This window comes from Roseovarius sp. BRH_c41, from assembly GCF_000961715.1.
Taxonomy (GTDB): Bacteria; Pseudomonadota; Alphaproteobacteria; order Rhodobacterales; family Rhodobacteraceae; genus Roseovarius.
The window spans coordinates 52,985-68,562 of record NZ_LADY01000040.1 but is presented as its reverse complement, the minus strand read 5'-3'; the positions used below and the strand labels follow the sequence as shown (position 1 = coordinate 68,562).

The following is a 15,578-nucleotide window of genomic DNA, read 5'->3' as shown; positions in this document are numbered from 1 at the left end:
ATGGGGGATCGTCGAGGGCCGCATGTCGTCATCCTCTTGGCCGTCTACAACGGCGGCGATTATCTGTCCGAACAATTGCAGAGCATCGCCGCGCAGGATCATCCCGATTGGCAGGTGTTGGCCAGTGACGACGGCTCTGACGATGGCAGTCAGGACATCTTGGACAAGTTCGCCGAGCGGAGCCCGGCGCAGTGCGTGACGGGGCCAAAGCGGGGGGCTGCGGCAAATTTCCTGTCGCTCTTGCGCCATGCCCCCGACCGGACACCGGAGGGGCATTGGCTGGCGTTCAGCGATCAGGACGATGTCTGGTTGCCGGACAAGCTGTCGCGCGGGATTGCCGCGCTGGAGGCGTTGGAGGATGCGCGCCCGGCGCTCTATTGTAGCCGGACCTGGATCACGGATACGGATTTGCACACCCGGCGTCTGTCGGCGGCGCGGCCGCGACCGCCATCCTTTCGCAATGCGTTGGTGCAGAATGTCGCCTCGGGCAATACGATCCTGCTCAATGCCGCTGCGGCGCGGCTGGTCGAGGCGGCGGTGCAAAAGGTCGAGCGCGTCGTGGTGCATGACTGGTGGGTCTATCAGTTGATCACCGGGGCCGGCGGGCGCGTCGTGCATGACGATACGCCGACGCTTTTGTATCGGCAGCATGATGTGAACCAGATCGGGTCGAACGACACGCGCCTGGCGCGGTTGCGGCGTATCCGGCAATTGTTGCAGGGGCATTTCCGGGACTGGAACGAGGTGAATATCGCGACGTTGTCGCGGCTTGACGGGTATCTCACGCCGGAAAACCGAGAGGTTCTGGCCGAGTTCGCGGCCATGCGGCGTGGCCCGCTGCCGGCGCGACTGGCGCGGCTGTGGCGTCTTGGGCTCTATCGTCAGAGTCGGATCAGCACCTTTGCACTCTGGCTGTCGCTGGTGCTGAACCGAATCTGAGGCATGCAGAAAGGGCTTGCGCGTCCGGGGCGGTCTGCGACACTCTGCCCGTCCCGAGACCCCGGCAGGAGCCAGATATGACCGACGATCCCGACCGCCACGCGATGAAGATGGCCAAGAAAAAGGCCGCGCGCGACAAGATCATGGCCACCAAGACCGATGAGAAAGGGCTGATCATCGTTCATACCGGCAAGGGTAAGGGCAAATCCTCGGCGGCGTTCGGCATGATCTTTCGCTGCATCGCGCATGGCATGCCCTGCGCCGTGGTGCAGTTCATCAAGGGCGGGATGAGCACCGGCGAGCGCGATCTGATCCTGTCGAAATTCTCGGATGCCTGTGCCTTTCACACCATGGGCGAGGGCTTTACCTGGGAAACACAGGATCGCACCCGTGACACGGAGATGGCGCAGGCGGCCTGGGCCAAGGCCAAGGAGCTGATCCGCGATGAGACCAACAAGATGGTCCTGCTGGATGAGATCAACATCGCGTTGCGCTATGATTATCTGGATATCAACGAGGTGGTGCAGTTCCTCGCTGAGGAAAAGCCGCATATGACCCATGTCGTATTGACCGGCCGCAACGCCAAGGACGAGTTGATCGAGATTGCCGATCTGGTCACGGAAATGGAGCTGATCAAGCATCCGTTCCGGTCCGGCATCAAGGCGCAGATCGGGGTGGAGTTCTGAGCCATGGCGCGGACAAGAGTGTTGACCGAATTCGGCATGGGCACCTCGCTGCGGCGGCAGGATTATACCGAGGCGGCGGCGCGGGCGGTGCGTGATGCGCTGTGGCACAATTCGATCAATCTGGCAGAGTTGTTCGGGTTCGGCAAAGGCGACATGCTGATTGATCTGGATATTGCCGTGCAGGTGCCAGACGAGGTGGATGTCGAGGTGCTGCGCGCGATTTTTCCTTATGGGCAGGTGCGCGTGCAGGTGGCGCGGGGCGGATTGGACATTCCGCGCGCCGTGGGCAAGCCCACGGTGATCGCCAATGCCTGTATCTCGGTCTCGTTCGACATGGAGGCCAAGGTATGAGTGCGGAGCGGTTCATCATCGAGATGGGGATGGGCAATGACCTGCATGGGATGGATTACCAAAAGGCTGCCGTGCGGGCGATCGAGGATGCAATCCGCCATTCCACGATCCCGATGTTTCTGAATACCTCGCTCGATCACCGGGATATGGAGGTCAAGGTGACGGTGGGGGTGCAAGAGCCTGAGCGCGTTGATCCCGAGGCGCTGAAGACCGGGCTGCCACGTGGGCGGGCGACGGTGCAGGTGGTGTTTGGCGGGCAAAACGTGACCGATCCGGGGAGTGGCGAGACGCTGGTGATCGCCACGGCGGCGGTTGAGGCGTTCTTTCCGTCGCAGGTCGGGAAATGGGTGCTGAGCGAGGGGTGAAGGGCGGTGTGCCCCGAGAGATCGTTCATTGCCACCCAAGGCGGTGCGTAGCGCGCCTTTGTTCCGCGCGCGTGGCATGCTTGACGTAATCTTTTGATCAAACCCAGCCCCTCCGACCTCATTCCCCCAAGATCAAAGCACAGGCTTGCCGTGTGTCTGTCGTGGTCATATGATCTGACCAATTCAGCAAGGGCGCGCACATGCCATTTCAGAAAGTCACACCCGAAAAGCTTTCGACTGCCGTCACGCGGCAAATTGAAAAACTCATTCTCCAAGGCATCCTGCGTCCCGGCGAGCGACTGCCTGCCGAGCGCGACCTGGCCGAGAAGCTGGGGGTCTCGCGCCCGTCGCTGCGCGAGGCGGTGGCGGAGTTGCAGGACAAGGGCCTATTAAGCGCGCGCGCGGGCGCTGGGATTTACGTGGCCGACGTTCTGGGCAGCGCGTTCTCGGACGCGCTGATCCGGCTCTTTGCCGACCATGAGGAGGCGGTGTTCGATTACATCGGATTTCGCCGTGATCTGGAGGGGTTGGCGGCCTGTCGTGCGGCGCGCCTCGCCTCTGACACCGATTTGCAGGTGATCCAGACGGTGATGGACAAGATGGAGGCGGCGCATAAGAAAACCAATCCGGCGGATGAAGCGCGGCTAGACGCCGAGTTTCACATGGCGATTATTGAGGCCAGCCATAATGTCATCATGCTGCACATGATGCGCTCGATGTTCCAACTGCTGCGCGAGGGTGTGTTCTACAACCGTCAGGTGATGTTCAAGCAACGCACGACGCGCGGTGCGCTCTTGGATCAGCACCGCGCCATCAACGCCGCCATTCAGGCGCGTAATCCCGAGGCGGCACGGGCGGCGGTGAACGATCACCTCAACTATGTTGAAAAGGCGCTGGCGGATCAGCACAAGGCAGACCGTAACGAAGTCATTGCGCGCCAGAGATTTGAGCACGAGCAATCGCGCTAGAATATCGTCCTGAGTGGGCGGTTCCACGCGTCGGTCTGATACGGTTCCGGACCCATGTTTTGGACTATTCTGCGACCCGTGCTGCCAGAATTTGCGCAAGGGAATAGAGCCGTTTTTCAAGCAGAACCGGCGCTTCGCAGGCATAGGTGAGCGACCGACGGCGGTCGTCGAACACGCGCGCGCGCCAGTCGAGATCCTCTTCCAACTGGTCGATGCGGTCGAAATCGGGGGTCTCGGTCTTGGACAAGGTTGCGATTTCAGAGCGCAGCGCGTCGATTTCCTGAGCCATGCGGGCCTGATTGCGGGCGTAGCGGGTGATGCCGCCCATGACCTCGACCCGGCGCTGGTTGAGGCGGTCAAACACGTCGGAAAAGATTGCGGTGTAGTCCTCCTTGGTCAGATCAGCCGTGGCATCCACCGCTGATTCGGCCTCTTCCAAGCTGAGTCGGCGCAGGGCCAGCAATTCTGCCAGTCGGGCGGCCTCGGGGGAGAGGGTGCCGGTCTCGGCCTGATTCTCAGGCGGATGGGGCCACATGACCGCCGCAGAAAGTGTATCCACACGGCGCTGAATGCAGGGCCAGTCGGGATCATTCAATCCTGCGGCGTAAATTGGAGATATTCCAGTAAAAACAATGGATAAGGCGGTGAAAACTGATCTCATTTCATCCTCTACGACTAAGGTCTTACTGAGTTATGGCGCGATCTTGGCACATATTGTCACAGGATGAAACAGGCCGGTTTGAAACGTATTTTTACGCCAAATCACCTAAAGGTTGTATCCTCTGGGATGCAAGGGAGGACAGACTGAATGAGAACGCGTGCGGCGGTGGCTGTTGAGGCTGGCAAGCCGATGGAGATCATGGAGGTGAACCTCGAAGGTCCGAAGGCGGGTGAGGTTCTGGTTGAGATCAAGGCGACGGGGCTGTGCCACACGGATGATTTCACCCTGTCCGGTGCCGATCCCGAGGGGGCGTTTCCGGCGATTCTGGGGCATGAGGGCGCGGGCGTGGTGCTGGAGGTCGGCCCCGGTGTGACCAGCCTTGTGCCGGGCGATCATGTGATCCCGCTCTACACGCCCGAATGCCGCGAATGCGACTATTGCCTCAACCCGAAAACCAACCTCTGCCAGAAAATCCGCTCGACGCAAGGGCAGGGGCTGATGCCCGACGGCACCAGCCGGTTTTCGATGCTGGATGGCACGCCGATCCTGCATTACATGGGCTGTTCGACCTTTGCCAATCACACGGTCCTGCCCGAGATTGCGCTGGCGAAGGTGCGCAAGGATGCGCCCTTTGACAAGATTTGCTACATCGGTTGCGGTGTCACCACCGGCGTGGGGGCGGTGATCAACACCGCCAAGGTGGAGATTGGCAGCCGGGCGATTGTGTTCGGTCTGGGCGGCATCGGTCTCAACGTGTTGCAGGGACTGCGGTTGGCGGGGGCGGATCAGATCGTCGGCGTTGACCTCAATCCGGGCCGGATCGAGATGGCGACACGGTTTGGCATGACCGATTTCGTCAACCCCAAGGAGGTCAAGGGCGATCTGGTGGCGCATCTGGTCGAGCTGACCGGCGGCGGGGCGGATTACACCTTTGACGCCACTGGCAATGTCGGCGTGATGCGCACGGCGCTGGAGGCGGCACACAAGGGCTGGGGCGAGAGCATCATCATCGGTGTGGCCCCGGCGGGCGCGGAAATCAGCACGCGGCCGTTCCAATTGGTGACGGGCCGCTCGTGGCGCGGGACCGCCTTTGGCGGCGCGCGCGGGCGCACGGATGTGCCCAAGATTGTCGATTGGTACATGCAGGGCAAGATCGAGATCGACCCGATGATCACCCACACCATGCCGCTCGACGATATCAACAAAGGGTTTGAATTGATGCATGCGGGCGAGAGTATTCGCTCGGTGGTGGTGTATTGAGCGCGGCTCTGTAACCGGGCTGTGCCAGAGGGAATGCGCCCCGGTTCCATCGCAGAGGAGGGCGGTGCGGGGCGACACGGCGGGCAGAGGAGCCCGGCAAGCGAAACCAAGAACAGTTTTATCCAGGGAGGACAAAATGAAGAAATCACTCTTGATGTCGGCGGCGTTCTTTGTCGGTGCATCCGGCATGGCCGCGGCCAACAGCGATCTACAGGCGCTGATAGATGACCCAACGCAATGGGCGATTCAAACGGGCGATTATGCGAATACCCGCTATTCCGAGTTGGACCAGATCAACAAGGACAATGTCGGCAAGTTGCAGGTCGCGTGGACATTCTCGACCGGCGTGTTGCGCGGGCATGAGGGCTCGCCGCTGGTGATCGGGGACGTCATGTATGTCCACACACCGTTCCCGAATATCGTTTATGCGCTGGATCTGAGCGACAACGGCAAGATCATCTGGAAATATGAGCCGAAGCAGGATCCCAACGTGATCCCGGTGATGTGCTGTGACACGGTCAACCGGGGCGTGGCCTATGCGGATGGCAAGATTTTCCTGCATCAGGCCGATACCACGATTGTCGCGCTGGATGCCAAGACCGGTGAGGTCGTTTGGACTGCTGTGAATGGCGATCCGGCGATTGGGGAGACCAACACCGCGACGGTGCTGCCGGTCAAGGACAAGGTGATCGTCGGCATTTCGGGCGGCGAATTCGGCGTGCGCGGCCACACAACGGCCTATGACATGAAGACCGGCGAGCAGGTTTGGCGCGCCTATTCGATGGGACCGGACAGCGATACGCTGATGGACCCGGAAAATACCACCCATCTGGGCGAGCCTGTGGGCGCGGATTCGGGCACCAACACCTGGGAAGGCGATCAATGGAAGATCGGCGGCGGCTCGACCTGGGGTTGGTATTCCTATGACGCGGAGTTGGACCTGTTCTATTATGGCACCGGCAACCCGTCGACATGGAACCCGGCGCAGCGGCCCGGCGACAACCGTTGGTCGATGACCATCATGGCGCGCAATCCCGACACCGGGATGGCCAAGTGGCTCTATCAGATGACCCCGCATGACGAGTGGGATTATGACGGTGTCAACGAGATGATCCTGACGGATCAGGAAGTTGACGGGCAGATGCGCAAGCTCTTGACCCACCCGGATCGGAATGGCCTGTCCTATACACTGGATCGGGAAACCGGCGAGTTGCTGGTGGCCGAGAAATACGACCCGGCGGTGAACTGGACCACGGGTGTGGATATGGACCCGGCATCCGAGACCTATGGCCGTCCGGCTGTGGTGGCGGAGTATTCCACCGAGCAGAATGGCGAAGATGTCAACTCGACTGGGATTTGTCCGGCGGCACTGGGAACCAAGGACCAGCAACCTTCGGCCTATAGCCCGAAGACCGGCCTGTTCTATATCCCCACCAACCACGTCTGTATGGATTACGAGCCGTTCCGCGTGAGCTATACCGCCGGTCAGCCTTATGTGGGTGCGACGCTGGCGATGTATCCGGCGCCCGGCAGCCATGGCGGCATGGGCAATTTCATCGCCTGGGACAATATCGAGGGCAAGATCAAGTGGTCGATCCCCGAGCAGTTCTCGGTCTGGTCGGGCGCTCTGGCGACCGCTGGCGATGTGGTGTTCTACGGCACGCTTGAGGGCTATCTCAAGGCGATTGATGCCGCGACGGGTGATGAGCTTTACAGCTTCAAGACGCCCTCGGGGATCATCGGCAACGTGATGACCTATGAGCATGGCGGAAAGCAGTATGTCGGCATCCTGTCGGGGATTGGCGGCTGGGCCGGGATTGGCCTTGCGGCCGGTCTGACCGATCCGAATGCCGGTCTGGGCGCCGTGGGCGGCTATGCAGCCCTGAGCGACTATACCGCGCTCGGTGGTCAGCTGACCGTCTTCAAACTGCCGGATTGATCGCTCTGATCTGATCCCATCACAGGCGGCGCGACACTTGGAAGTGTCGCGCCGCCGCACCTGAATACCTAAAAGGAGTTCCGAATGTTGACGATCCGACGCCTCTTGCCCGCTGGTCTGACCGCATGTCTGGCGCTCATCGCGCTACCGGTGCTTGGCGAAGAGGCCCCGTCGCCCGATGATCCCAAGTTTGCTGCCGCCTCTGAGGACGGTGGCCGCTATTTCACCGCCGATGATATTCCCACATTCAACGTGGCCGAAGATGGCACGGTGGATTGGCGGACATTCTCTGGGTTCCGGCGCTATCATGCGGAATGTCATGTCTGTCATGGGCCGGATGGTGAGGGATCGACCTATGCGCCGGCGCTCAAAAAGTCGGCTGTGACGATGGATTACTATGATTTCTATGGTGTCGTTGCCGAAGGGCGGCAAAAGGTGAATGCCTCTGAAAATTCGGTGATGCCGTCCTTTGGCACCAACCCGAATGTGATGTGCTATCTGGATGACATCTATGTCTATCTCAAGGCGCGCGGATTGGGCGTGATCGAGCGGGGACGTCCGGCCAAGAAGGAGGCGAAATCCGATGCCATTCAAGCCGATGAAGATGCCTGCATGGGCTAAGGCGCTTGGCCTCGCTGTCGCGCTCTTGCCCGGAGTGGCTGGGGCGCAGATGGCGGAGCTAGTCTCGCAGACGGCGTTTCGGGTCTGTGCCGATCCGGCCAATGATCCGATGTCGACCGAGGCCGGGACCGGGTTTGAGAACAAGATCGCCGAGTTGCTGGCCGCAGAGTTGGACAAGCCGGTGGACTATAGCTGGTTTCCGATGGCGACCGGGTTTGTGCGGCGGACATTAGGCGAAAAGCGCTGTGACGTGATCATCGGGTTCGCGCAGGGCCATGAATTGGTGCAGAATACCAATCATTACATGGTCTCGGCCTATACGATCATCCTGCCGCGCGAGAGTGAGTTGGCTGATGTCGTGACGCTGGCCGATCCACGCCTGAAGGGCAAGGTGGTGGGGATCATCGCGGGCAGCCCGCCGGGCACGCATATGGCGCGCAATGGGCTGATGGCCAAGGCGCGGGCCTATCCGCTCTTTGTGGATCGGCGGGTGCAGTCGCCTGCGAGTGACATGTTGCGCGATCTGGAGGCCGGAGAGATTGACGCCGCCGTGCTCTGGGGGCCGATCGGTGGGCCGCTGGTCAAGCGCGAGCATCCCGGATTGAAAGTCGTGCCGCTGATGCAGGAGGTGGGCGCGCCCAAGATGTTCTACCGGATCACCATGGGCGTGCGTCTGGGCGAGGATCAGTGGAAGCGGCAATTGAATTCGCTGATCCGGCGCAATCAGGCGGGGATTGACGCGATTTTGGTCGAGGCGGGTGTGCCGCTGCTCAATGACATGGGTACAGAGGCCAAGGTGCTCTCGCAATGATCCGGGCCGGTCTGGCCGCGCTGATGCTTTTGGCCGGACCGGTGGCGGCGCAGGGGGTGGCAGAGCCGGAGGGCTATCGTGGAGAGCCCTACCGTGCGCCGGTGCCCGAGACATTGGCGGGTGCGGTTGTGGTTGATGCAATGGCGGCGCATGTGCTTTGGCAGGGGGGCGAGGTGGCTTTTGTCGATGTGCTGCCGCGCGCACCCAAACCTGCGAACCTGCCTGCGGGGACAATCTGGCGCGAGAAGCCGCGGCTGTCGATTCCCGGCGCTGTCTGGTTGCCCAACACCGGCTATGAGCGGATTGCGCCGGAGACCGAGGCCTATTTGAGAGACGGGTTGGCGGAGGTGACGGACGGCGATCCCGGCCATCCGGTGCTGTTCTTCTGTCTGGAGGACTGCTGGATGTCGTGGAACGCGGCCAAGCGGGTGCTGGAGATGGGATATACGGAGGTTTACTGGTTCCCCGAGGGCACGGATGGCTGGGACTTTGAGGACTATCCGTTGGAAAAGGTCGAGGCGAGGGCGGGGGAGCCGGGGACGTAGGGGGTAGAGTGCGGATGGGATTGAGCGTGCCTTCGTTTGCCACCCGCGCGAATAGCACCGCAGGTGCCGCGCGATCGCCAGACCGCCCCCCGGTCTGGCGATTTTGAAGCGCTGCGCATCGCTTGGGCATTTTACGGTTTTTGCTGGCATAAAGCGGCAGTTACCGCCGTTGCATCGCCAAACCGCGGTCTGGCAATCGCGCGGCACAGTGCCCGCCGGCCAATGACCGTTCAAGGCCATACCCTAACTCTGACGTTCCCCCTCAATACGCCGCAAGGCTGGTGCGGGCGCTGGTCCTTGTGCCGTCGGTGTCGTTTAGGCTGACCTCTGCTGTTGTGGTGCCCGTCGGGATCGAGACCCGCAGGCGGGGGTTTTCCGAGAGGGAGATGCTGCCGGTCATGGTGAGATAGGGCCTGTTGTCGATACTGATGGCGAGTTCATCCACCACGCGCAGCGGTGTGTAGAGCAGGGTGATCTGATCCATCGCCAGACCCGAATGGCTGGGATGGCTGATATCGACGTCAAGCGCGCGGACCTTGCCTGCGAGTGTCGCAAGGCGGGTGTTCACGCTTTTGCTGGGGGCTGCGATGTCAGGCAAGAAGGCCAATTCCATCTCGCCCAATGTGGCCAAAGCTGCGACCGGGTCAGTGCCCGGCGGGGCGGCGCAGGCCCCCTGGCCGGAGGTTTTGAGGAACGCCTCGGCCATGTGCCGCTCGCCGGTGTCGGTGAGGGCCACGAGATGCAGCGGGGTTTGACCGTTGAGGCGGGTGGTGAGGCTGAAGGCGAATTCGGCCTGTGGCGCGGCAAGATGGAATTCGGCAGCCACGGGGGCGGGGTTTTCGTCGATCACCAGCGTCACGGTGGTGATCTTTTGACCCGCCGGGGCGATGACATGTCCACCCAACACGGTGCGTGCGTCGTCGGTGGCGCGGAACGGTGCATCAAGCGTGACCTGCGCGCTCTGCGCGACCAGGGGCGCGTCGCCGTAGAGGGCGGCTTGAATATCAGGCCAAGCGGACTGCGCCAGCGCGGGGCCAGAGAGCAGCAGAGCCGCAAGGGCCGGGGCCAGATGTTTCATGTCATCCCTCCGCAAAAATATGGGTCTTGAAGATATAGCGCATGCCGCGCAGCCATGAGTCGTCGGTGTTGGAGCGGATATCGACCGCACGGGCGCGCACCACCTCGCCGCTGGGCACAGCGCGCAGAACGAGGTTCATCGACAGGATCAGGTTCGAGACCTTTTGCACCTCGCCCACAAGCACGTAATCGGCATCGAGTCGCGCCGCGAGACGGGTTTCGCAGCCGTAGCAATCGGCGGGGTTGGAAATGCCGTCGAGATCCTTGGCGATGGGGCTGAGGTCGAGCAGGGCAAAGCCGCTCTCGGCAAAGCGGGACTGGACATAGTCCTGCACCAGCGCCAGCCGGGCGGTTTCATCGGCGCGCACCGGATTGTAGGCACCTTCGGTCGAGGTGTCGATGAAGGTGATCCCGAGAAAGGCGATGTCCGCGCCACCCCGCAACGGAACAAGCCCCTGCGCCGTGGCGGCGGAGGCCGACAGGAACCCGGCCAGAAGCCAGAGGAAAAGCGCCCGTATCATGCGGGGATGTTACGCGCGCGCAGGCGCGCGCGATATGCGACTTTGGATGGAGAGCGTGGGGTCTCAGACACCCACGTCGATCATCGCCTGTGCCAGCAGGGGCACGGTTTTTGCGTTGAGCCCCGCGATGTTGATGCGGCTGTCGCCGATCATGTAGATCGCATGCTCTGCGCGCAGGCGTTCGACCTGTTCAGGGGTGGCGCCCAAGCGCGAGAACATGCCGCGATGCTGGGCGATAAAGCCGAAGCGGTCGGAGCCGGAAATGCGCTGCAATTCTGCTGCCAGAGACTCGCGCAGCTTGAGCATGCCAAGGCGCACCTCCTCAAGCTCTGACTGCCAGTCGGCGCGCAGGTCGGGATCGGTGAGAACCATGGTCACCAGTCGCGCACCGTGATCGGGCGGGAAGGAATAGTTCTGCCGGTTGAGATAGGCAAGATTGCCCTGGGTGACCTTTTGCAGGCTTTTGTCCTGCGCCACGGCCATCAGGATGCCGGTGCGTTCGCGGTAGATACCGAAATTCTTGGAGCAGCTGGCGGCGATCAGCACCTCGGGGCAGTTTTCCGCTACGAACCGCACGGCGGCGGCGTCCGCTTCGAGCCCGTCACCAAAGCCCTGATAGGCGATGTCGATCATCGGCAGCGCGCCACGCGCATTGAGCAGGTCCACCACTGCGCTCCATTCGGTCATGTTGAGATTGGCACCGGTGGGGTTGTGGCAGCAGCCGTGCAAGAGCACGACATCGCCCGCGCGCAATCCGTCCAGATCGGCCATCATGCCGGTGAAATCGACGCCCACGGTTTCGGGATCGAAATAGCGATACATCACCACCTCGATGCCCATATGCGCGAGAATGCTCAGGTGGTTGGGCCATGTCGGATCGGACACAAAGACGCGTGCGCCGGGGGTGGCCATCTTGATGAGATCAAACGCCTGACGCACCGCGCCAGTGCCGCCCGGCGTGGCAATGGCCGAGACTTGATCGCGGGTCACGGCATCGCCCAAGATGAGCGAAATCATCACATCGGCAAAGGCCGGATCGCCCGCAAGGCCGGTATAGGCCTTGGTGGTTTCCACCTCCCACAACTGTTTCTCGGCGGTTTTAACCGCGCGCATGATGGGCGTGACGCCTTCGGGGGTTTTGTAGACGCCGACGCCGAGATCAATCTTGGTCTCGCGCGGATCCTCGCGGAACGCCTGACCAAGGGCCAGGATCTTGTCGGCGGGTTTTTCTTTCAAGGCGTCAAACATCAGGCTTCTCCAGTGGCGACGGGCAGGGTCGGGAACGCGCCCCATTCGGTCCATGACCCGTCATAAAGCGCATGGTCGGTCTTGCCGATCCGCTCCAGCGCCAGATTGATGATGGCGGCGGTCACGCCAGAGCCGCAGGAGGTGATGACCGGCTTGGTCATATCCACCCCGGCGGCGGCAAAGACGGCGCGCAGGTCGCCTGTGTCTTTCATGGTCATGTCGGCATTCAAGAGATCGGTGTAGGGGACATTTTTGGAGCCCGGGATGTGGCCTGCGCGCAGACCGGCGCGGGGCTCTGCCGCCTCTCCGCGAAAACGGGCGGCGGCGCGGGCATCAAGGATTTCGTAATCGCCCAATTTGGCGGCGGCGGCGACTTGGGTCACGTCCTTGACCATCTGGTTCTGGCGGCGAACGGTCATGTGACGGTCGCGGATGATGGGCGGCATATCCTCGACGGCGCGGCCCTCGGCCTGCCATTTCGGGAAACCGCCGTCGAGCACGGCGATATTGTCCTGACCCATAAGGCGAAACAGCCACCAGACGCGGGCCGCGGAAAACAGCCCCTTGGCGTCATAGACCACCACCTGATGGCCGTCGCCGACGCCCATGGCGCGGAGTTTCGACATGAACTTCTCGACCGGCGGGGCCATGTGCGGCAGTTCGGAGCGGGCATCGCTGATGTCGTCGATGTCGAAGAATCGCGCGCCGGGGATATGCGCGGCCTCGTATTCCGCGCGTCCGCTGCGGCCCTCTGCCGCCATGAACATGGTGCCATCGAGAATGCGCAGGTCGGGGTCCTTGAAATGGGCCGCCAGCCAGTCGGTGGAAACAAGCGTTTTCGGATCGTCCATGGCCATTTGCCCCCCGGTTCAAACGCTTTCTGCCTACAGTCTGAGGGGCAAAAGGGCAAGACCGTGTCGCGCCTGTGAGGCTAACGGCGTAGGAGGCGCGCGGCGGCACCAAGGGTCCAGAGGGCTGCGGCACCGCAGAGGCCCGTCGTGGCGACCAGCCGGATCAGATAGGCGGTGTCGCCAACCGCTGAGGATGTCATGGCAAGGATGTATCCGCCAACGGCCCCCCCACATGCGCCTACGCCCGCATGCAGGAGCCAGCCCAGACGGGGCGAAAGCCAAACACCAGCGGCGAGCATGGCCGCAGTGGCACCGGACAGAAGGGCGATCAGCAATTCCATCCGCAGTCCCTTGCCCTAGCCGTGATCCTTGAGCAGGCGCTGTTTTTGCCGGGCCCAGTCGCGCTTGGCCTCGGTTTCACGCTTGTCATGGTTCTTTTTGCCCTTGGCGATGCCGATCTTGAGCTTGGCGATGCCGCGATGGTTGAAATAGAGCACCAAGGGGACCAGCGTCATGCCCTTGCGTTGGGTATCGCTCCAGAGGCGGGACATTTCCTTTTTCGAGACGAGCAGCTTGCGACGCCGCTTTTCATCATGGCCAAAGGTCTTGGCCTGCTCGTAGGGGGCGATGTAGGAGTTGACCAGCCAGAGTTCGCCATTTTCGACCATGGCGTAGCTCTCGGCGATATTGGCGCTGTTCACGCGCAGGGATTTCACCTCGGAGCCTTCAAGGATGATGCCGCATTCGAGGTCGTCCTCGATGGCAAAATCATAGCGTGCGCGCCGGTTCTCGGCGATCACCTTGTAGTTCGGGTTTTCCTTGTCCTTGGCCATTCCGCCTACCTAATGGCGCGCGCGGGCGCTGTCCAGCGGGGGCGATGTTATTCCGCTGCGCGGCGGATGCTGGCCATCAGGAGGTGGAACTTCTCGCCCTGAATGGCGACATGGCCGCGCAGAACCTCTGCGGCACGCGCGGCGTCGCCGGCGCGCAGGGCGGCGACGACCGACTCGTGTTCGGCCATGGATTGCGCCATGCGCCCACGCAGGCGCAACTGCATGCGGCGAAACGGTTTCAGGCGGCGATGCAAGCGCAGCGCCTCTTGTTCAAGAAAGGAATTGCCCGCGTGGCGATAGATCATGTGGTGGAACTGTTCATTCTCGCGGTAATAGCCGTCGGCATCATCCGCCGCGATGGCCTGTGTGCAGCGGGCATTGGCGGCGTCGAGATCGGCCAGCGCCGTCTCTGAAATCCGATGGGCTGCGAGGCGACCGCAGACGCCCTCGATCTCGGCCATGGTTTCGAACATTTCCATCAGTTCGACCAGTCCGGGTTGGCGGATGAAGACGCCACGCCGGGGGATCTGTTCGGCAAGTCCAGAGGCGACAAGCCGACCGAGCGCCTCGCGGATGGGCGTTCGCGACACGTTGAATTGCCGCGCGAGGCGGATTTCATCCAGCCGGTCGCCATCACTGAAATCGCCGGTGAAGACCAGTTCCTCCAGTGCATCTGCAATGATATCGGCGCGGCGTATCTCCATAAAAAAATCCTAGCGAGAGCGAGGTTTGTGCGCAAGTGGGAAACTCTTGTATACAAAAATCTTGACTCTGAATTCAAAACACCAAACACTGAGCGATACGGTCCGGGCTACCCTGCGCGGGCACAATGGGAGGAAGATATGAAGAAAATGACTTTCACGGCGGCTGCGGCGGCCGGGATCATGCTGCTGAGCGGCGTTGCCAATGCTGCCGAACTGCGCCTGTCGCATCAGTGGTCCAACAACGACGTGCGTCACAAGGTGGCGCAGATTGTGGCTGATGAGGTGGCGGCCGCCGGTGTCGATCTCGACATCAAGATCTTTGGGTCGGAGTCGCTGTTCAAGGCGCGCGAGCAATATACGCCATTGAGCCGGGGTCAGCTTGACATGACCGTGCTGCCGCTCAGCTATGCAGGCGGCCAGCAGCCGTCTTATAATCTCACGCTGATGCCGGGTCTGGTCAAGAACCATGACCACGCCGCGCGCATGTCCGACAGCCCCTTTATGGAGGCAATCGAGGCAAAGATGGCCGAAGATGACGTGATGGTTCTGGTGCATGGCTATCTGGCTGGCGGTTTTGCCAGCACCGACAAGTGCATCACCAAGCCTGAGGATGTCGCGGGCATGCAGACCCGTGCCGCAGGCAAGGCATTCGAGCAGATGCTGGCGGGTGCGGGCGCGTCGATTGCGTCGATGGCGTCTTCCGAAATCTACAATGCGATGCAGACAGGCGTTCTGGATGCGGTCAACACTTCGTCCTCGTCTTTCGTGTCTTACCGCATCTACGAGCAGGTGAAATGCTACACGCCCGCAGGCGACGTGGCACTGTGGTTCATGTATCAGCCGCTCTTGATGAACAAATCCACCTTTGAAGGTCTGAGCGCAGAGCAGCAGGCGGCCTTGACGGCGGCGGCGGAAAAGGCCGAAGCCTTCTATCTCGAAGAGGCCAAGAAAGAGGATGCCGCGTCGGTCGAGGTGTTCCGGGATGCGGGCGTCGAGATCGCTGCGATGACCGAAGAGGATTTCCAGGCCTGGCGTACGTTGGCGACGGAGACCTCCTATAAAGAGTTCGTTGCAAGCGTGCCGGACGGGCAGGCGCTGCTTGATATGGCGTTCGCCGTCGAGTGATCCGCTTTGGCTGTCGCGCCGGTTTGTGGCGCGGCAGCCGATTTCTCGCCCCCACTCTGACATGAGGTAGACC

19 protein-coding genes are annotated in these 15,578 nt (G+C 61.7%); 11 read left to right on the top strand and 8 right to left on the bottom strand.

Annotated elements, in window-relative coordinates; translation table 11 throughout:
- The 5 genes from VR71_RS12865 to VR71_RS12845 all read left to right on the top strand — a co-directional run bounded on the left by VR71_RS12865 (position 1) and on the right by VR71_RS12845 (position 3,309).
- Complete coding sequence (locus VR71_RS12865; protein ID WP_045680573.1) at positions 1–939, top strand: glycosyltransferase; 939 nt, start codon at positions 1–3, stop codon at positions 937–939.
- A gap of 77 nt (positions 940–1,016) precedes the next feature.
- Positions 1,017–1,625: a cob(I)yrinic acid a,c-diamide adenosyltransferase gene (cobO, locus tag VR71_RS12860; protein ID WP_009817305.1), complete on the top strand. Its 609-nt coding sequence runs from the start codon at positions 1,017–1,019 to the stop codon at positions 1,623–1,625.
- A gap of 3 nt (positions 1,626–1,628) precedes the next feature.
- Positions 1,629–1,976 (top strand): Lin0512 family protein, encoded by a 348-nt coding sequence (locus tag VR71_RS12855; protein ID WP_045680571.1) that lies wholly within the window; start codon positions 1,629–1,631, stop codon positions 1,974–1,976.
- Entirely contained in the window at positions 1,973–2,341 is a 369-nt protein-coding gene (locus tag VR71_RS12850; protein WP_009817307.1) for a Lin0512 family protein, read from the top strand. Before VR71_RS12855 ends, VR71_RS12850 begins: the two co-directional genes overlap by 4 nt.
- A 200-nt stretch (positions 2,342–2,541) precedes the next feature.
- Positions 2,542–3,309: an FCD domain-containing protein gene (locus VR71_RS12845; protein ID WP_045680569.1), complete on the top strand. Its 768-nt coding sequence runs from the start codon at positions 2,542–2,544 to the stop codon at positions 3,307–3,309.
- A 64-nt stretch (positions 3,310–3,373) separates the two neighbouring features.
- Here the strand turns inward: VR71_RS12845 and VR71_RS12840 are convergent, their stop codons facing one another.
- The gene (locus VR71_RS12840) at positions 3,374–3,970 is read right to left on the bottom strand and encodes a hypothetical protein (RefSeq protein WP_045680567.1); all 597 of its coding nucleotides are present in this window, start codon (positions 3,968–3,970) and stop codon (positions 3,374–3,376) included.
- Positions 3,971–4,117: 147 nt separating this feature from the next.
- On the opposite strand from VR71_RS12840, the gene VR71_RS12835 reads away from it, so the two are divergent.
- From VR71_RS12835 to VR71_RS12815, 5 genes are all read left to right on the top strand, one after another.
- A complete protein-coding gene (locus VR71_RS12835; RefSeq protein ID WP_009817310.1) occupies positions 4,118–5,230 on the top strand; it encodes an S-(hydroxymethyl)glutathione dehydrogenase/class III alcohol dehydrogenase in 1,113 nt (370 codons plus the stop codon).
- A gap of 136 nt (positions 5,231–5,366) precedes the next feature.
- On the top strand, positions 5,367–7,169 hold the full coding sequence (gene xoxF5, locus VR71_RS12830) for a lanthanide-dependent methanol dehydrogenase XoxF5 (protein WP_045684519.1): 1,803 nt from the start codon (positions 5,367–5,369) through the stop codon (positions 7,167–7,169).
- Between the two features lie 84 nt (positions 7,170–7,253).
- Positions 7,254–7,790 carry a c-type cytochrome, methanol metabolism-related gene (locus VR71_RS12825; protein ID WP_009817312.1) on the top strand — a complete coding sequence of 179 codons (537 nt, stop codon included), beginning with the start codon at positions 7,254–7,256 and terminating at the stop codon, positions 7,788–7,790.
- A complete protein-coding gene (locus VR71_RS12820) occupies positions 7,774–8,601 on the top strand; it encodes a substrate-binding domain-containing protein (RefSeq protein ID WP_045684517.1) in 828 nt (275 codons plus the stop codon). Before VR71_RS12825 ends, VR71_RS12820 begins: the two co-directional genes overlap by 17 nt.
- A complete protein-coding gene (locus VR71_RS12815; protein ID WP_045684515.1) occupies positions 8,598–9,146 on the top strand; it encodes a PQQ-dependent catabolism-associated CXXCW motif protein in 549 nt (182 codons plus the stop codon). The genes VR71_RS12820 and VR71_RS12815 overlap by 4 nt, the downstream gene beginning before the upstream one ends.
- 262 nt (positions 9,147–9,408) lie before the next feature.
- On the opposite strand, the gene VR71_RS12810 is transcribed toward VR71_RS12815, so the two are convergent.
- The 7 genes from VR71_RS12810 to VR71_RS12780 form a co-directional block, all read right to left on the bottom strand.
- On the bottom strand, positions 9,409–10,224 hold the full coding sequence (locus tag VR71_RS12810; RefSeq protein ID WP_045684513.1) for a quinoprotein dehydrogenase-associated SoxYZ-like carrier: 816 nt from the start codon (positions 10,222–10,224) through the stop codon (positions 9,409–9,411).
- A 1-nt stretch (position 10,225) separates the two neighbouring features.
- Positions 10,226–10,744, bottom strand: coding sequence for a DUF3280 domain-containing protein (locus VR71_RS12805; protein ID WP_045684511.1), 519 nt, complete (start codon positions 10,742–10,744; stop codon positions 10,226–10,228).
- A 63-nt stretch (positions 10,745–10,807) separates the two neighbouring features.
- Positions 10,808–11,992 (bottom strand): amino acid aminotransferase, encoded by a 1,185-nt coding sequence (locus VR71_RS12800; RefSeq protein ID WP_045684509.1) that lies wholly within the window; start codon positions 11,990–11,992, stop codon positions 10,808–10,810.
- Complete coding sequence (gene sseA / locus VR71_RS12795) at positions 11,992–12,843, bottom strand: 3-mercaptopyruvate sulfurtransferase (protein ID WP_045684537.1); 852 nt, start codon at positions 12,841–12,843, stop codon at positions 11,992–11,994. Before sseA ends, VR71_RS12800 begins: the two co-directional genes overlap by 1 nt.
- A gap of 80 nt (positions 12,844–12,923) precedes the next feature.
- On the bottom strand, positions 12,924–13,184 hold the full coding sequence (locus VR71_RS12790) for a hypothetical protein (RefSeq protein WP_045684507.1): 261 nt from the start codon (positions 13,182–13,184) through the stop codon (positions 12,924–12,926).
- A gap of 15 nt (positions 13,185–13,199) precedes the next feature.
- A complete protein-coding gene (smpB, locus tag VR71_RS12785) occupies positions 13,200–13,676 on the bottom strand; it encodes an SsrA-binding protein SmpB (RefSeq protein ID WP_009817320.1) in 477 nt (158 codons plus the stop codon).
- 47 nt (positions 13,677–13,723) lie between these two features.
- Positions 13,724–14,380: a GntR family transcriptional regulator gene (locus VR71_RS12780; RefSeq protein ID WP_009817321.1), complete on the bottom strand. Its 657-nt coding sequence runs from the start codon at positions 14,378–14,380 to the stop codon at positions 13,724–13,726.
- A 138-nt stretch (positions 14,381–14,518) separates the two neighbouring features.
- Between VR71_RS12780 and dctP the strand changes: the two genes are divergently transcribed.
- On the top strand, positions 14,519–15,505 hold the full coding sequence (gene dctP, locus VR71_RS12775) for a TRAP transporter substrate-binding protein DctP (protein WP_045684505.1): 987 nt from the start codon (positions 14,519–14,521) through the stop codon (positions 15,503–15,505).
- Positions 15,506–15,578 lie beyond the last annotated feature (73 nt).